This is a genomic window from Leptospira vanthielii serovar Holland str. Waz Holland = ATCC 700522, assembly GCF_000332455.1.
In the GTDB taxonomy this organism is placed as follows: Bacteria; Spirochaetota; Leptospiria; order Leptospirales; family Leptospiraceae; genus Leptospira_A; species Leptospira_A vanthielii.
This window is the reverse complement of record NZ_AOGY02000058.1, coordinates 1-16,196: the sequence shown is the minus strand read 5'-3', so window position 1 is coordinate 16,196 and position 16,196 is coordinate 1. Positions and strand designations below refer to the sequence as shown.

The window sequence follows — 16,196 nt, the reverse complement described above, 5'->3', positions numbered from 1 at the left end:
TAACACCTACATTGTGTATCGGAGGACAATCCGATGCCTTGGAAGGAAACCAAAGTGATAGAAGAAAGAATCAAGTTCATAGCAGCTGTTAAAAGTGGTCAGTGGTGTTTTGCCGATCTTTGCCGAGACTTTAATATATCGAGAAAGACTGGCTATAAATATCTAAAGAATTATGAGTCGGAAGGTATCGACGGACTCAAAGATAAATCTAGAAAAAGAATCACTCAGTCCAATGAAACTCCTGAGAAAATCGTTCACCTAATTGTATCTTTACGTGAAGACCATCCATCTTGGGGTCCCAAAAAACTCCGTCCCATACTCAAAGCAAAGTTTCATCGCATGAAACAGATTCCAAGTGAAACTACAATTGGAAACATTCTTCGCAAAAAAGGCCTAGTCAAACCTAAGAAAAAAGACCAAGAGTTCCACAGTCTCTATTTCCTTTTTCCAATGTAGTCGCTCCCAATGATGTATGGTGTGTTGATTTTAAAGGCCATTTTACAGTAGGAAATGGCAATCGCTGCGATCCACTAACAATTACAGATGCATATAGTCGCTACCTTCTAGCATGTGAAATCCTGAATAAAACGAATGCAGAGCAAACAAAAGCGGTATTTGAAAGGGTTTTTAAAGAATATGGACTACCACAGGCAATCAAATCAGATAATGGATCACCTTTTGCAAGTAAGGCCATTGGCGGCTTAACTAGTCTTTCTATATGGTGGTTGACGCCACGTATAGGGATCCGACCGGAACGCATTGAACCAGGGAAACCATCTCAGAACGGTCGTCATGAGAGAATGCACAGAACACTCAAAGAAGAAACTGCATTACCTCCAAGATCTAGTTTGGATGCACAACAGACCGCCTTTGATTCATTCCGTGAAGAATTTAATAAGGTAAGACCACATGAAGCTTGGGTTTTCTGACACCTGCAAAAGTTTATATCTTCGAAAAGGACATTCCCAAAAAAGATTCTAGAGGTAGCTTATCCCACACATATTGTTACCGATAAAGTCCATGAAAGTGGTTTTGCGCAGTACGGGCCCCATCGAGTGTTCTTTGGGAATCCTTTCATTGGAGAGGTAGTTGGCTTTGAAGAGATATCTGATCGGCATTGTCGTCTTTACTTTGCGGATGCAATTCTTGGAATTTTGGATTTGTATACGAGTAAAGTGTTGAAATACCAGAGGCTATTGTATAGAATTGACTAGTAAAAGTGTAACCCATGTGAGTGATCTAAAGTGTTACCGATGTGCCTTTCCATACACCAATCAATAAAATTTAATGATACATTTTATCTACAAGCCTTACAAAGATCTTTTAAAGCATTAGGAACATACTTCCGAATGGTGACAGACCATGGAAAAGATAAGTTCAAACCGTCGATCATATCTTGTCTCAATCAATTGGAAGAAATTATCCAATTGGGTATGTTTGCCGACTCATTGTATATTTTTGTTCGAAGTCTACGAGAGGAACTCAGTCGGCAAAAGGATTTCAAAAATCTATGAACGCCTTTGTTTTAGCTGCTGGATTTGGAAAACGAATGGGTACTCTTACCGAAAACTGTCCCAAACCTCTATTAAAAATACAAGATGTCACTCTACTCGACTATAGCTTATACCTCCTCAATCAATGGAAAATTTTGAAAGTATGGATCAACACGCACTATTTGGGGGAACAAATCAAAAACCATGTTCAAAATTTCAAACAATATCCCGTTGAAATATTAGAAGAAAAAGACGAAATATTGGGCACTGCAGGCGGAATTCGAACTGGGTTGTCAGAAGAATCTTTTGAGGAACCTATCCTACTTATCAATCCAGATACCTTATTTTTCCCAGATCCGACTTTTTCACCTAAGATCAGTTTAACTGAAAAGAAAAAAATCCATTTATACTTACTTCCAACTCCGTCCGATCAGAACTATACAAAAATCGACATAGATAAAAATGGATCCCTAAAATTTGGAACCGGAGCTTATTACTATATTGGCCTTGCTGTTCTAGATCCTAAATGTCTTTCTCATATAGAAAAAAACAAATATTATGATCTTTCCGATATCTTTAAGGAATGTGCAGAGCGAGGAGAGATTACCGGAGAAATATTCTCCGGTACTGTTCTAGATTTAGGAACAAAGGAACTTTGGAATTCTTACTCGACAAAAGATATATTTGGAAGTCAGCTTTCCGAAATCAATTCTTTCCTAAACTCCTCATATATGGCTTAGGATTTCTTCTTTTCGCTTTTCATATCCCTTTTTTCCAAGTAAAGCAAACATATTGTTTTTATAGTCTTCGACACCTGGTTGGTCAAAAGGATTCACACCTAACATATAACCGGACACACCGCAGGCAAATTCAAAAAAATACAATAGTTCCCCAATGGTTTCTTCATTTAACACAGGCAAAGTGATTTCCAAACATGGCACACCGCCATCTTTATGAGCAATAAGTGTTCCTAACATTGCATTTTGATTTACTTCTGAAAGTTTTTTACCTGCTAAATAGTTTAGGCCATCCCTATCGTCAGACTTTTCAGTTAAATAAACGTCTTGTTTCGGTGACTCCACTTTGACTATGGTTTCCATTAGAATTCGTTCCCCATCTTGGATGTATTGTCCCATAGAATGAAGATCTGTCGTAAATTGAACTGACGCTGGAAAAATTCCCTTCCCTGTTTTACCTTCACTTTCACCAAACAGTTGTTTCCACCATTCAGAAACAAAGGACAAAGCTGGAGTATAACTAACTAAAATTTCGATTTTTTTACCACTCGCGTAGAGCGAATTTCGAATGGCTGCATAAGTAGTAGCAATATTTCCTTCTAATGCTGATTTTGATTTTAATTCTGCCTCCATTTGTTTTGCGCCATCAATGAGTTTGTTTATACTAAAACCTGCGGCCGCAATCGGTAATAATCCGACTGGAGTCAAAACAGAATAACGCCCCCCTACATCATCAGGAATTATAAAAGTGGGGAATCCATATTCATCCGCTAGTTGTTTGAGAGCACCTTTTTGTTTGTCGGTTGTAGCAAACACTCGGTTTTTTACATTTTCTCTTCCATACTTTCGTTCCAAAAGAGAAAGTAACAACCGAAAGGCGATCGCTGGCTCTGTTGTTGTTCCTGATTTAGAAATGACATTTACCGAAAACTCTTTGTTCTCTAAGAAAGCCAATAACCTTGAATGGTAATCCGAATCTAAATGATGGCCGGCATAAATAATTTTTACTGACTTTTTATGTAATTCTTGCGCACTGAATTCTGGCGATAAGGCCTCAATAACAGCCCTTGCTCCCAAATAACTGCCACCAATTCCCACAACAACCAAATACTGCGAATGAGATTGAATGGTTTCTGCAGCCTTTCGAATCATTTGCAGATCCTCAGAACTTGTTTGGCTGGGAAGATCCACCCAACCTAAAAATTCTTTTCCTTGTCCTGTTTTTTGAAGCAGAGTTTGTCGAGCATTCTCGGCGTTTTCCAATTCCTTCTGAACCAAAGTTTCAGTAAGAAAAGATTTCACAAATCGATCTGAAATTTTTAAGTTCGACATAACAACGATCCTTGAATAAAGTATGGCATCGAAAGGAAGATGAAGTGGATTCTTTTAGAAGTAAAGAAAATTTGAATCGATTTGAATCAATATTTGGAAAAACAAAACAGGCCCCCCGTTTGTTCCAAGCTCCCGCTAGAATCAATATAATTGGCGAACATGTAGATTATTTAGGTGGAACAGTGCTTCCCGCCGCCATTGATTTTGCTGTGCAAGTATACCTCCGTCCAAACGATACTGCTTCCTTCCATTTGCATTCAGTCACATATAACGAAACCGTTGAACTAAAGAAACCTCTGCTACCAAATCCAAAATCTTCATGGACTGACTATATCGCAGGTGTCATAGTCGAAATTGAAAAAAAAGGACATATTATCCCAGGATTTGATTTATTAGTAGATGGAAATATTCCCCAAGGATCAGGTCTCTCCTCTTCGGCGGCATTTGAAGTGGTAACTGGTTATGCGATCAAAGAAACTTTTGGGTTGCCTTTAACGCGCAAGGAAATTGCTCTTATTGGCCAGGCTGCAGAAAACCATTTTGTTGGAACCAAATGCGGAATCATGGACCAATTCATCATTGCTGTTGGCAAAAAAGATGATTGTATTTCCTTAAATACCGACACACTGAAATACTCCTACCACCATTTCGATTTAGGAGATTCTGAATTCTACTTAATCAACTCCAATGTAAAACATAGTTTAAAAGATAGTGCTTATAACCAAAGACGATCGGAATGTGAATCAGCGTTGGCAAAAATTCAAACAAAGTTTCCAAATTTTACACATTTATATGATGTAAATCTTTCAGAAGATCAAATTTACAACTGCCACCTAACAAACGAAGAACGAAAACGAATGAATCATGTTACTTCTGAACGTGAGAGAACCAAAATCGTAATCGAGGGTTTGGAGTCGGGGAATTTCAAAGATGTTGGCTCTGCACTTTTCCAAACACATTGGTCCTTATCCAAAGATTTCGAAGTGTCTTGTCTCGAAACAGATTTCATTGTTGATTCTTTGCAGAGTTTAGGCGTCACTGGTGCCAGAATGATCGGTGGTGGTTTTGGTGGATGCGTACTCGTACTAGATAAGAAAGACCATTTTTCCAAAATCGATGTAGTTTTAAAAAAAAGTTATCAACAAAAATTCAACCTTGAGATAGACTTCTACAAGTTTCAAATTTCGGACGGAGTAAAGGAAATTTCAATATGATCGAAAACTGGAGTGATTACACGATTGAAAGTGGAGACTTCAAAATGGAAGTTCTCCAACAGAGATTTGTCCCCCTTCCAGAAGCCGCTGTATATTTTGAATTGTCTGGAGAAATCAACCTCTACAATTCACAAGTCATGAAAGAAAATTTAGAAATTCTAATCTCCAAAGGGATAAACTACGTTTTCCTAAACTTTGAACAAGTCAGTTATATCGACAGTTCTGGCCTCGGTGTTTGTTTAGGGATACATTCTAGACTGATGAAACAAAAAGGATACATTCGTATCATCTCACCTTCTGAAAAAGTAAGATACGTTTTAGAACTGACAAAACTTCGCAGCCTGCTCCAAGTTTTCCCAACATTGGAACAAGCTTTAGAAGCTGATTAGAAATACGTAGGGAAAAGAAATTTTAATTTTTTAATCTGTTCCGGGTTCCTTTTTTCAGGAGCCGTCACCAAAGAAAACTTTGTACTTCCTACTAGACTTGTATCATCCGACTTTCCTAAAAGGTCAATGAGCGCCGAAAGTAACTTCTTAGCAGTCTCTGCATTTTTACTTAAGTTGCCCAAAACCATTTCCAATGTTACATGAGCTTCATCTTCTTTCCAACAATCGTAATCCGTAGACATACAAACCATTTGGTATAGAATCTCCGCCTCACGAGCAAGTTTTGCTTCCGGTAGAACTGTCATATTGATGATATCAGCACCCCAAGATCTGTACATATGAGACTCGGCTCTTGTAGAGAAAAGTGGACCTTCCATACAAATCAAAGTTTTGTTGGAATGAATGGGAAGGTTGATTTGTTTGGCAGCTTCTTCAACTTTTTTACCAAGACTTGGCGAAAAAGGATCAGCAAAAGGAGCATGGGCTACCATACCATCTTCAAAAAAAGTGGAAGGCCGTGCTTTGGTGCGGTCAATGATTTGAGAGGGAATCACAAAATCTCTCGGAGCAATTTCTTGGCGCAAACTTCCTACAGAACTAAATGCAATGATTTCTTCAACGCCTAACTGTTTCAAGGCGGCAATGTTTGCACGAGCTGGAACTTCACTTGGATTTAAAAAATGTCCTTTTCCGTGTCTTGGCAAAAAGGCAATTTCTTTCCCTTTGAACCGACCAATGGTGATTGTGTCTGAAGGTTTGCCCCAAGGAGTTTCCGGGTGGATTTCTTGAATGATCTCCATTCCATCGATTGAATATAGGCCAGTCCCACCAATGACCCCGATTTTTACTACATTTGCCATATGAATCCTCTTAAAGTGCAGTTTTCCCCTAACGATTTTGGTTGCATTCGTTTTTTACCTTCGCAGAGTATAGAATGCTCATGGGAGAATACATGAAATCCAAAATATTATCGATCGCCACTCTATCACTTTTGTTTTTTACCGCAGGTAATATCACCTCCGATTCCGCTTTTGACATGTCAACTCAGTCGGATCGTAAAACAGTGAGTGTTACCATTTACAACGGAGGGATTGGTCTTGTTCGAGAAACTCGGACTTTGAATCTTTCGAAGGGAATTCGCACCTTACGATTCGAAGATGTTCCCTCACAAATCATCCCACAAACTGTGCGAGTCAAAGGAGAAGATCCTAAAAAACTCACAGTCTTCGAACAAAACTATGAATACGATTTAATTTCTCCCGAACGCCTAATGGACAAATACATTGGGAAAGAAGTTACCTTATATAACGAAGGGAAAGAAAAAACTACTTCTGTTAAGGCTACTTTGATTGCAAACAACGGAAGCCCAGTGTATAAAATTGGAGATGAAATATCCCTTGGTTACAATGGACGAGTCACAGTTCCTACCATTCCCGAAAACCTATTTGCGAAACCTACTCTTGTTTGGAAATTAAAGAACGATACAGAAAAGGAACAAACCTTAGAAGTATCTTATCAAACGAATGGTCTTGGTTGGTCTGCTGATTACATTCTTGTTTTGGACAAAGAAGAAAATCTATGTGGCCTCAATTCTTGGGTTACGTTAAATAATAATTCAGGTGCAGAGTTTAAAAACGCAGTTTTACAACTCGTTGCGGGAAAAGTCAATTTAGTATCCAATCAAGTTCCATCCTATGCAATGCAATCACGTGCTGTGAAAAAAACAATGATGAAGGAGTATGATGAATCAGCGGAAGCACCTGAGTTCAATCAGGAGAATTTATCGGAATACTACTTATACACTTTAGACCAACCAACAAACATCGGATACAATCAGACAAAACAAGTCCAACTCTTCCAATCAGAAGGAATCGAAATCAAAAAATATTTCGTTTTTGAAAATCTACCTATGAATGAAGGAAATGAAAAAAATTTCAACAACGCAAACATCAAATACATCTTCAAAAATGCAAAGAAAAACAATTTAGGAAGACCACTCCCGCAAGGAACCATTCGTGTTTTTAAAGCTGATTCTAAAGGCCGCCAACAACTTCTAGGAGAGGATACAATTGATCACACTCCCGAAAACGAAGAAGTAAAAATTCGAACAGGCCAAGCCTTTGATGTGGTAGCCAATGGAAAACGACTCTCAAACGAAGTGTTCAAACTTTCTCGCGGAGATAAATCCACTTACTCAGTCGAAATTCGAAACAGAAAAAAAGAAGAAATCGAAGTCAGGTTCTACGCAAGCCTTTGGGGGGATTGGAATATCACAAAATCATCTCATAAATTTACAAAAGAATCAGCAACGAAAGCTTACTCCGACGTTCCCGTGAAAGCCAATGAAACCGTCACAGTGGAATATACTGTAGAGACTAAGTACCACTAATGGAAAACAAATATGATGTAATCATTATCGGTTCTGGTATTGGTGGCCTAACGGCCGCCTCTATCCTTTCGCAAGTTGCTAAAAAGAAAGTTTTGGTACTGGAACGTCATTTTAAGTTAGGCGGATTTACCCATACATTCAAAAGGCTCGGAAAATTTGAATGGGATGTCGGAATCCACTATATTGGGGACTTGGGTGAAGGTTCCATGTTAAGAACTCTATTCGATTCCATTACAAGGAAGGGTGTCAAGTGGAACAAAATGGAAGAACCTTTCGAAGTTTTCGATTACCCGGACTTTAGTTTTCCAGTTTATGGAGAAAAGGAAAGATTCAAGTCGGACTTAAAAGAAAAGTTTCCTTTAGAAACCCAGGCCATTGATCAATACTTCCGGGATGTGGAAATCTTTACCCAATGGTTTGGAAGGCATTTTACACTCAAAGCTTTGCCTTCCGTTTTTGAAAAGGCCGCCAAGTTTTTAAATCTAAACCATATCCCCACTCCCTATATCACTACCAAAGAGTATATGGAAACCCATATCAAAGATGAAAACTTAAGAGCCGTCCTTAGTTCTCAATGGGGGGATTATGGGTTACCTCCTTCTGCTTCCTCTTTTGCCATCCATTCTATGATTGTTGCTCATTACTTTAATGGTGGTTACTTTCCAATTGGTGGATCCTCCAAAATTGTAGATTCGATTGAACCCATTGTAGAAGAAAATGGGGGAAGTTTAAAAATTCTCCATACAGTCAAAGAAATCCTTTTGGATGGGGGCAAAGCGATTGGTGTGAAGGTTGAAGTCCAAAAAGGAAAAACTTTTTCCGAACAGGAATTCTTTGCGGATGTGATTGTATCCGATGCCGGAGCCTACACTACCTACAACAAATTGTTACCCAAAGAACATTCCGTCTCTTTTCAAAAACCATTAGAATCTCTCAGCACACAAGGAACCACATCCATCACACTCTATATTGGATTTAAAGAATCGCCTAGAAAGTTAGGTTTTCATGGTGAAAACCATTGGATCTTTCCTGATGCAGATCATGATGTTTGTTATGCGAAAAGAAATGATTTAGTGAATGGAAATCCTCCCATGATGTATTTATCTTTTCCTTCCTTAAAAAATCCGGAAGCCGAAGGGTTTACAGCAGAAGCGATCAGCTTTGCCGACTATTCACTCTTTGCTAAATGGAAAGACGAACCCTGGAAAAAACGGGGAGAGGACTATACCAAACTTAAAGAAACGATCACAGAAGGGATGTTAACTTTTCTAGAAAAACGATTTCCTGGATTTCGGGATCTCATTGAGTTCACAGAACTCTCCACTCCCATCACTACAGAATTTTTTACCGGACATAAAGAAGGTTCCATTTATGGACTTTCCTGTACACCGGAACGCTTCAAACAAGAATGGTTAGGTGTGAGGACAACTATCAAAAATCTTTACCTAACGGGGGCTGATGCCTGCTCTCCAGGCGTTGCCGGTGCTCTTATGGGTGGGGTTGCGGCCTCTTCCGTAGTTTTAGGACTTACGGGAACACTTCGGCTCATGAAAGATCTTTTCCAAAAGAGCCAAGAAACCGGTTGACAATTGGTTTAAGATTTGATAGTTTGATATTAAACTAATGGGAACAAAATTTAAAGGATCCAAAAAAGAAGTACAAGCTCTGGATGCGTTTATCAAATTGAAACGTGCTGCGGAATCTTTGTCTTCCCGACTTATTTCTGAGTTTACCAAGTGGAATATCTCAGAGAGCCAGTTCGGGGTTTTAGAGACTTTGTACCATTTGGGTCCACTTTGCCAAAAAGACCTTGGGGACAAAATTCTAAAAAGTACAGGAAACATCACACTCGTGATCGACAACCTAGAAAAAAGAACCCTTGTAGAGCGTGTTCGCGGTGTGGAAGATAGAAGGTATATTTCTGTCCACCTAACCACAGAAGGAAAAAAGCTCATCGAACAAATTTTTCCCGACCACGTAAAACGAATCACTTCCGAATTTGCAGTATTATCGCCAGAGGAACAAGAAGTCCTCGGAAAGATCTGTAAAAAATTAGGGAAAAAAAACGAAGTCCTAACTAAGTAATTTAGTCTCGATAATCCATCACTAAACGAAATCCTGCTCGCCTATCTTCTGATAGGTTGGGAATCCCACCGTAAGACCTAGCGTTTGTCGTAGAATTCTTTGCCGAATCAGAATAAGATCCCCCGCGAACCACTTTGTAAATTTTGCCAAAAGAAAAGTTTTTGATATGATGCCCAGGATACAATTGGTAATCACTGGATGTCCATTCAGGCGCATTCCCACACATTCCTATGGCACCGTAAGGACTTTCACCTTCCGTGGATAGTTCGTATACGGACTGAGCCTTTCCAATCTTAGATTCTCTAGTATTACAATATAAGGAGTCGTATTCATCTCCAAAGGGGTATTTGGTAGCAATGATTTGGTAGCCCAAGGTTTCATCTCGATTGGTATACTCAATCACACCCGGGCCCCTTGCCGCCTTTTCCCATTCCCATTCGGTAGGAATTCGTTTACCTACCCAACTCGCATAACGTTCCACTTCACGATATGTAAGATGGATGACAGGAAAATCTCCTTCTCCTTCGGGATACTTTCCACCTATCCAATGAGGAGGGCTTTGTGTATTCGTTTGTTTTAAAAAGTATGCATATTCGGCATTGGTGACTTCAAATTTATCAATATAAAAGGAAGGCATCTCTTTTAGGTTTGAGGCTTTTGGTTCTAAAAAATAGGGATTGAAACTATCAGCAGAGGGATCGGTTCCTTGGCCGTATAGAAAAAGACCTCGTGAAACAAGGACCATCTCTTTTCTGTCTTTAGGATGAAAGACAGTTTTTCTAGGAGGTGTGTATCTTCCTTTAAAAAAAGCATCCGGTTCTGTAAAAAAATCTTCTTCGATATAACTAGAAATATAGGCATCAGTTGTAATCTCTTTCATTTTCGAACTGAGGTCTGGTTTGTAATCACCAACTAACACCACTTCGATGAACTGATTTTTTTTATTGATGTGTTTTTCTTCCCAAACCGTGTCACGTACAACAAGGACTCCTTGTTTGAGATCTGTGACCTTCTGATACACCGGAAATTCCTTTGTATCGGTGAATAAAGATTTGATCTCGGTCAAAGAGAGTTTGGAGATTCGTTGGTTGCGGTAAATTCGCACTTTAATCCACAATCTGTTTTTATAAACACCAACCACTTCCCCTTTCCAGAGTTGGACTTTCTTTTTGGTTGTCGCAAAGGATGATTCTTCCGAAGTTTCCTCTTGCGAAACAAGGGGTGCCATCACGATCCCCAAAACGAATAGAATCAATAGTAGTTTTTTCATACTGTCTTTTATCATCATCGGCGTATTTTGCAGAAACCTTTTGATTGAAATTTCCTGTGCATGTATACAATCTGTGGGAAAGGGAAATGCCACATTGATCGAGTTTCAATACAAACGAGAAAAGGAAAACATCCTCATTTCCCTAAAAACGGATTCTACCCAAATTGGTACCTTCCACCGAATTGCTACGATCATTTACGCTCTGAAAATGGACATCCTTTCGGGAGAGTTGAGCACTGTGATTGAGAAAGGAAGGGAATTTACAATCGATTCGTTCATTTTACAAGCAGATGGTGGTGATACTACCCAAGCCGCATTCAAACTAGGAATGATGATGGATTCTTTGTTTTCCAAGAATACCAAGTTTGAAGAAATTTTGGAGAAGTTACAAATCCAAGAACCGGCCGTTGCCACTTTCTTTCGTGAAACTCCAGAATTTATATTTAGCGATTTACCCGAACGAAATGAAACTTGTTTGTATTTGGAAAGTAGTGCAGGAAGGGGTTTGTTGTATTACGTTTCGCGAATTCTGATGCAAAACCAAATCAACATTCGCAGTGCCACCATCGAAACAGACTTCGAAACTGGGCGAGCCAAAGACAGTTTTTATTTAACGGATGTTTCGGGGAAGATGTTTGCTTCTTCTGATCTTGCTGACAAAATCAGAAGAGAAATTCTAGCCCCGATCCAATCGAACTCAGTAAGAGATTAATTTTTACAAAGAACTTTTAGAGAAGTAGCTTTATCAACTTTGGGAGCTTTTCCGTTGGAAAAACGGTAAGCCAAACCTGACTTTTTATCCACTTCAGTTTTAGTCCAATATTTCTCTTCGCTAGATTTGATCTCTTTGGGAGCAGTTGCAGCAAATTTTACTAGATCATCTTTAGAAGGAACAACACCACCAACGGATTTACAATAAGCTGCAGCTTCAGTCCATTTTTTAGATGCCACTTTATCCACTAAGAATCCAGCAGCAGAAGCTTCTGTTTGTGCTTCCTCTACTTTTTTCTCCGGCTCGGCAGCCACTGGTTTAGTTTGTGCATCAGCAGGAACAGTTGCGACTGCTACTGGAGCTTTGGTTTTGAAGTATTTCACGTATCCTAAGTACCCGATGGCAAGCACACCAGCCAAAACTAAAAATAGATACACTCCATTTCCAGATTCTTTTGTACCGTGGGAAGATCCTTCGGAGTGAGATACCGGGGATTGAAGAGAAACTTGTGCTGACTCATCGTTTCTGAAGAGAGATGCACTCTCGTTTCTTGTAGATTGTTTCTTAACCGTATTTGTTTTCTTAGCCGCTTTTTTGACGGCCTTCTTCTTAGCGGCAGATGATGATTTTTTCGTTGCCATAATGATAATCCTTATTGCCGAGACAATTCTAATTATAGTTATCACATGAAATCAGAAAAAGCTGAAGAACTTCTTCTCAAATTTGTTTTTTTTTAAAATTTTTTTAAGTGTGTTTCCCTTTCTCCTACGAAATCGTGATCCTAGATGAAAGAAGTTCGTATTGGTCTATTGGGTGCCGGAGTCGTCGGCACTAGCTTGCTCCAACTCTTGGATAAAAACCGAGAAAAAATCCAAAATCATTATGGAATCAACTTACAACTAACGGTCATAGCCACTCGTAGTCCGGGAAAACTCCAAGGTAAAACGAACGTTCCAGTAACAGACGATGTACTGTCTGTTACAAATCGTTCGGATATCGACATGATTGTTGAATTGATGGGCGGGACTGACATGGCAGACAAAGCCGTTCGTTCTGCCTTGGAAAATGGCAAAACTGTCATTACGGCCAATAAGGCGTTGTTATCCGAAAAAGGCAGAGAACTGTATCCGATCGCAAAAAAAACCGGAGTTGAACTCGGATATGAAGCAGCTGTCGCCGGATCCATTCCCATCATCCGCACTTTACGAGATGGCCTAGCCTCTTGTGAATTTGAAGTCATCTGCGGAATCCTGAATGGAACCACTAATTTCATTTTAACAAAAATGGAACAAGAATCTTGGGATTATTCCACTGCTTTAAAAAAAGCCCAAGAGTTAGGATTTGCGGAAGCAGATCCCACCTTCGATGTGGAAGGGATTGATGCCGGCCACAAAATCGGTTTGCTGGCAAGTCTTGCTTTTCGTGAGTACGTTTCGTTCGCATCCCTTTCGGTAAAAGGAATTTCTGACTTACAATCTTTAGATATCCAATCCGCATTGTCTCTTGGATACCGAATCAAACTTTTGGGAATCTCTAAACGAAGTTCGGCGGGTGTTCTGACGAAAGTGCATCCCACCCTTGTTCCTCTCGACCATCCACTCGCGAATGTGATGAATGAATCCAATGCAGTATTTTATAAAACCAAAGAAGCGGATTCAGGAATGATTACCGGAAAGGGTGCCGGTGGAATGCCAACAGCCAGTGCGGTTCTTTCAGACATTATCTACTATGCTTCGAGACTTGGAAGTAGTGACATAGCCAAAGAAAATAACCTTTTTCCAGAAGCGAAAGCATTTCCAGAACCAAACAATTTGGTCCGTTATTACCTTCGTTTTTCCACAGTGGACAAACCAGGGGTCCTTGCGGAAATTTCTCAAGTCCTCGGCCGTCATAATATTTCAATTGCATCCGTCCAACAGAAGGAGTCTACTTCCGAACCTGTGTCAGTGATTGTTGTCACCCATGCAGCTACCGAAGGAGAATTTCAAAAATCTCTGCAGGAAATTGATACTATGTCTGCCATCATCAAACAAAAAACTGTGGCCATCCGCCTTCTGGAAAAACTGTAACTCTCTATGACGAATTTACAATTTCCGTCCCTAGATTTAAAAACAGAATTCGTCGATATCAAAGGTGAACGGGTTCTCGTGGTCTCGTTTGTCGGTCAAATCACCAATACCAATGCGTACGAAATCAATCGGAATATATCAGCGATCTTTCGGGATGCGGTTTATAATATCATTTTGGAACTAACCAAATTGGAATACATCAATAGCATTGGGGTAGCAACGCTGATTGGTATCATCAAAACCGTAGAGAGCAATCATGGCAAAATTCTGATTGGGGGCTTAAATCATTTTTTGGAAAACGTGATTCGGCTTATGGATTTGCCAGGCAAAGTCAAAATCTTCCCTACGAAAAAAGAAGCAATCTCTAACTGGGAATAGTAACTAAGGGTTTTTGTTCTTTTTTCTTCCAAATTTCGTCTTCGATTAGTTCTAGAAGTTGAGCGAGTCCCTCACGAGTGACTGCAGAAACAAGTAGGCTTCCATTTTTTTCAAAAGAGGCATGGGTCTCTTCATCGAGTCCGTCGGCTTTATTAAAAACCACCATCCTTGGAATTTCATTTAGCTGTAAAGAATTGAGAATGGTGTCTACAGCTTCCATTTGTTCCGCATAGTTTGGATTTGTAGAGTCGACTACATGGAGGAGGAGGTCTGCATCCCCTAATTCCTCAAGAGTGGCTTTGAAGGCTTGGGAGAGGTCTGGCGGAAGGTCATGGATAAACCCCACGGTGTCGGAAATGATGATTTCTCTTTCTTCAGGAAAACGAATCCTCCTAGTAGTAGGATCCAGAGTCGCAAATAATTTGTCTTCGGCAATCACTGTTGAATTGGTCAAAGCATTGAGGAGTGTGGACTTACCGGCGTTGGTATAACCAACAATCCCCACAATAGGAATTTCATTTCTCGTACGGGCTTTGCGGTTCAGCTCCCGTCTACGTTTTAGATCTTTGAGTTCATTTTCCAAACGAGTGATTTTTTCTTCCACTCGCCTGTTTCCAATTTCCAACTTGGTTTCCCCAGGCCCTCTCCCACCAATTCCTCCTGTTAGGCGACTCATATTATCATCCAATTCCGAAAGTCTATTTTTTAGGTATTTGAGTTGGGCTAGTTCTACTTGGAGTTTTCCATCTCTCGATTTTGCATTTTTGGAAAAAATATCTAAGATGAGTTGGGTTCGATCGATGATTTTTAAATCACTGGCAGGTATGAGGAGGTCAGATAGGTAACAAAAGAGACAACTCACATGGGTAACACCTACATTGTGTATCGGAGGACAATCCGATGCCTTGGAAGGAAACCAAAGTGATAGAAGAAAGAATCAAGTTCATAGCAGCTGTTAAAAGTGGTCAGTGGTGTTTTGCCGATCTTTGCCGAGACTTTAATATATCGAGAAAGACTGGCTATAAATATCTAAAGAATTATGAGTCGGAAGGTATCGACGGACTCAAAGATAAATCTAGAAAAAGAATCACTCAGTCCAATGAAACTCCTGAGAAAATCGTTCACCTAATTGTATCTTTACGTGAAGACCATCCATCTTGGGGTCCCAAAAAACTCCGTCCCATACTCAAAGCAAAGTTTCATCGCATGAAACAGATTCCAAGTGAAACTACAATTGGAAACATTCTTCGCAAAAAAGGCCTAGTCAAACCTAAGAAAAAAAGACCAAGAGTTCCACAGTCTCTATTTCCTTTTTCCAATGTAGTCGCTCCCAATGATGTATGGTGTGTTGATTTTAAAGGCCATTTTACAGTAGGAAATGGCAATCGCTGCGATCCACTAACAATTACAGATGCATATAGTCGCTACCTTCTAGCATGTGAAATCCTGAATAAAACGAATGCAGAGCAAACAAAAGCGGTATTTGAAAGGGTTTTTAAAGAATATGGACTACCACAGGCAATCAAATCAGATAATGGATCATACGTGGCGTTAAGGCCATTGGCGGCTTAACTAGTCTTTCTATATGGTGGTTGAAATTAGGGATCCGACCGGAACGCATTGAACCAGGGAAACCATCTCAGAACGGTCGTCATGAGAGAATGCACAGAACACTCAAAGAAGAAACTGCATTACCTCCAAGATCTAGTTTGGATGCACAACAGACCGCCTTTGATTCATTCCGTGAAGAATTTAATAAGGTAAGACCACATGAAGCTTTGGGTTTTCTGACACCTGCAAAAGTTTATAAATCTTCGAAAAGGACATTCCCAAAAAAGATTCTAGAGGTAGCTTATCCCACACATATTGTTACCGATAAAGTCCATGAAAGTGGTTTTGCGCAGTACGGGCCCCATCGAGTGTTCTTTGGGAATCCTTTCATTGGAGAGGTAGTTGGCTTTGAAGAGATATCTGATCGGCATTGTCGTCTTTACTTTGCGGATGCAATTCTTGGAATTTTGGATTTGTATACGAGTAAAGTGTTGAAATACCAGAGGCTATTGTATAGAATTGACTAGTACGTGGCGTAACCCATACGTGGCGTGATCTAAAGTGTTACCGATGTGCC

The 16,196-nt window shown here is 39.8% G+C and carries 14 protein-coding genes and 3 pseudogenes; 12 read left to right on the top strand and 5 right to left on the bottom strand.

Going from position 1 to position 16,196, the window contains the following annotated elements; all coding sequences use genetic code 11:
- Positions 1-33 precede the first annotated feature (33 nt).
- From LEP1GSC199_RS22320 to LEP1GSC199_RS13535, 3 genes and pseudogenes are all read left to right on the top strand, one after another.
- Positions 34-1,214, top strand: a pseudogene (locus LEP1GSC199_RS22320) (DDE-type integrase/transposase/recombinase).
- A gap of 39 nt (positions 1,215-1,253) precedes the next feature.
- Positions 1,254-1,514 (top strand): hypothetical protein, encoded by a 261-nt coding sequence (locus tag LEP1GSC199_RS21325; protein ID WP_232420783.1) that lies wholly within the window; start codon positions 1,254-1,256, stop codon positions 1,512-1,514.
- Positions 1,511-2,233: a nucleotidyltransferase family protein gene (locus LEP1GSC199_RS13535; RefSeq protein WP_002985064.1), complete on the top strand. Its 723-nt coding sequence runs from the start codon at positions 1,511-1,513 to the stop codon at positions 2,231-2,233. Before LEP1GSC199_RS21325 ends, LEP1GSC199_RS13535 begins: the two co-directional genes overlap by 4 nt.
- On the opposite strand, the gene LEP1GSC199_RS13530 is transcribed toward LEP1GSC199_RS13535, so the two are convergent.
- Positions 2,219-3,562: a glucose-6-phosphate isomerase gene (locus tag LEP1GSC199_RS13530; protein ID WP_002985052.1), complete on the bottom strand. Its 1,344-nt coding sequence runs from the start codon at positions 3,560-3,562 to the stop codon at positions 2,219-2,221. The two genes, LEP1GSC199_RS13535 and LEP1GSC199_RS13530, sit on opposite strands and share 15 nt — an antisense overlap.
- Positions 3,563-3,606: 44 nt before the next feature.
- On the opposite strand from LEP1GSC199_RS13530, the gene galK reads away from it, so the two are divergent.
- Together galK and LEP1GSC199_RS13520 are read left to right on the top strand one after the other, a co-directional pair.
- The gene (gene galK, locus LEP1GSC199_RS13525; RefSeq protein WP_002985009.1) at positions 3,607-4,776 is read left to right on the top strand and encodes a galactokinase; all 1,170 of its coding nucleotides are present in this window, start codon (positions 3,607-3,609) and stop codon (positions 4,774-4,776) included.
- Positions 4,773-5,165, top strand: coding sequence for an STAS domain-containing protein (locus LEP1GSC199_RS13520; protein WP_002985032.1), 393 nt, complete (start codon positions 4,773-4,775; stop codon positions 5,163-5,165). Before galK ends, LEP1GSC199_RS13520 begins: the two co-directional genes overlap by 4 nt.
- Here the strand turns inward: LEP1GSC199_RS13520 and mtnP are convergent.
- Positions 5,162-6,025 (bottom strand): S-methyl-5'-thioadenosine phosphorylase, encoded by an 864-nt coding sequence (gene mtnP, locus LEP1GSC199_RS13515; protein ID WP_002984992.1) that lies wholly within the window; start codon positions 6,023-6,025, stop codon positions 5,162-5,164. The genes LEP1GSC199_RS13520 and mtnP overlap by 4 nt on opposite strands.
- Positions 6,026-6,117: 92 nt before the next feature.
- Here mtnP and LEP1GSC199_RS13510 point away from each other — a divergent pair, with 92 nt between their 5' ends.
- From LEP1GSC199_RS13510 to LEP1GSC199_RS13500, 3 genes are read left to right on the top strand one after another with little or no spacing between them, the layout of a single operon-like run.
- Positions 6,118-7,554: a DUF4139 domain-containing protein gene (locus tag LEP1GSC199_RS13510; RefSeq protein WP_002985060.1), complete on the top strand. Its 1,437-nt coding sequence runs from the start codon at positions 6,118-6,120 to the stop codon at positions 7,552-7,554.
- Entirely contained in the window at positions 7,554-9,140 is a 1,587-nt protein-coding gene (locus LEP1GSC199_RS13505; RefSeq protein ID WP_002985047.1) for a phytoene desaturase family protein, read from the top strand. Before LEP1GSC199_RS13510 ends, LEP1GSC199_RS13505 begins: the two co-directional genes overlap by 1 nt.
- A gap of 37 nt (positions 9,141-9,177) precedes the next feature.
- A complete protein-coding gene (locus tag LEP1GSC199_RS13500) occupies positions 9,178-9,639 on the top strand; it encodes a MarR family winged helix-turn-helix transcriptional regulator (protein ID WP_002985041.1) in 462 nt (153 codons plus the stop codon).
- A gap of 1 nt (position 9,640) precedes the next feature.
- Here LEP1GSC199_RS13500 and LEP1GSC199_RS13495 read toward each other — a convergent pair whose 3' ends face one another.
- Positions 9,641-10,909, bottom strand: coding sequence for a formylglycine-generating enzyme family protein (locus LEP1GSC199_RS13495; protein WP_002984990.1), 1,269 nt, complete (start codon positions 10,907-10,909; stop codon positions 9,641-9,643).
- 94 nt (positions 10,910-11,003) lie between these two features.
- Between LEP1GSC199_RS13495 and LEP1GSC199_RS13490 the strand changes: the two genes are divergently transcribed.
- On the top strand, positions 11,004-11,621 hold the full coding sequence (locus LEP1GSC199_RS13490) for a hypothetical protein (protein ID WP_002984987.1): 618 nt from the start codon (positions 11,004-11,006) through the stop codon (positions 11,619-11,621).
- Here the strand turns inward: LEP1GSC199_RS13490 and LEP1GSC199_RS13485 are convergent.
- Positions 11,618-12,262: a hypothetical protein gene (locus LEP1GSC199_RS13485; protein WP_002985028.1), complete on the bottom strand. Its 645-nt coding sequence runs from the start codon at positions 12,260-12,262 to the stop codon at positions 11,618-11,620. The two genes, LEP1GSC199_RS13490 and LEP1GSC199_RS13485, sit on opposite strands and share 4 nt — an antisense overlap.
- A 144-nt stretch (positions 12,263-12,406) precedes the next feature.
- Between LEP1GSC199_RS13485 and LEP1GSC199_RS13480 the strand changes: the two genes are divergently transcribed.
- Both LEP1GSC199_RS13480 and LEP1GSC199_RS13475 read left to right on the top strand, forming a co-directional pair.
- Positions 12,407-13,690 (top strand): homoserine dehydrogenase, encoded by a 1,284-nt coding sequence (locus tag LEP1GSC199_RS13480; RefSeq protein ID WP_002984967.1) that lies wholly within the window; start codon positions 12,407-12,409, stop codon positions 13,688-13,690.
- Positions 13,691-13,696: 6 nt separating this feature from the next.
- On the top strand, positions 13,697-14,068 hold the full coding sequence (locus tag LEP1GSC199_RS13475) for an STAS domain-containing protein (protein WP_002984959.1): 372 nt from the start codon (positions 13,697-13,699) through the stop codon (positions 14,066-14,068).
- Here LEP1GSC199_RS13475 and hflX read toward each other — a convergent pair.
- Positions 14,055-14,885, bottom strand: a pseudogene (gene hflX, locus LEP1GSC199_RS13470) (GTPase HflX); the annotation flags it as partial. The gene LEP1GSC199_RS13475 and the pseudogene hflX sit on opposite strands and share 14 nt — an antisense overlap.
- Positions 14,886-14,968: 83 nt before the next feature.
- Here hflX and LEP1GSC199_RS22315 point away from each other — a divergent pair.
- Positions 14,969-16,146, top strand: a pseudogene (locus LEP1GSC199_RS22315) (integrase core domain-containing protein).
- Positions 16,147-16,196 lie beyond the last annotated feature (50 nt).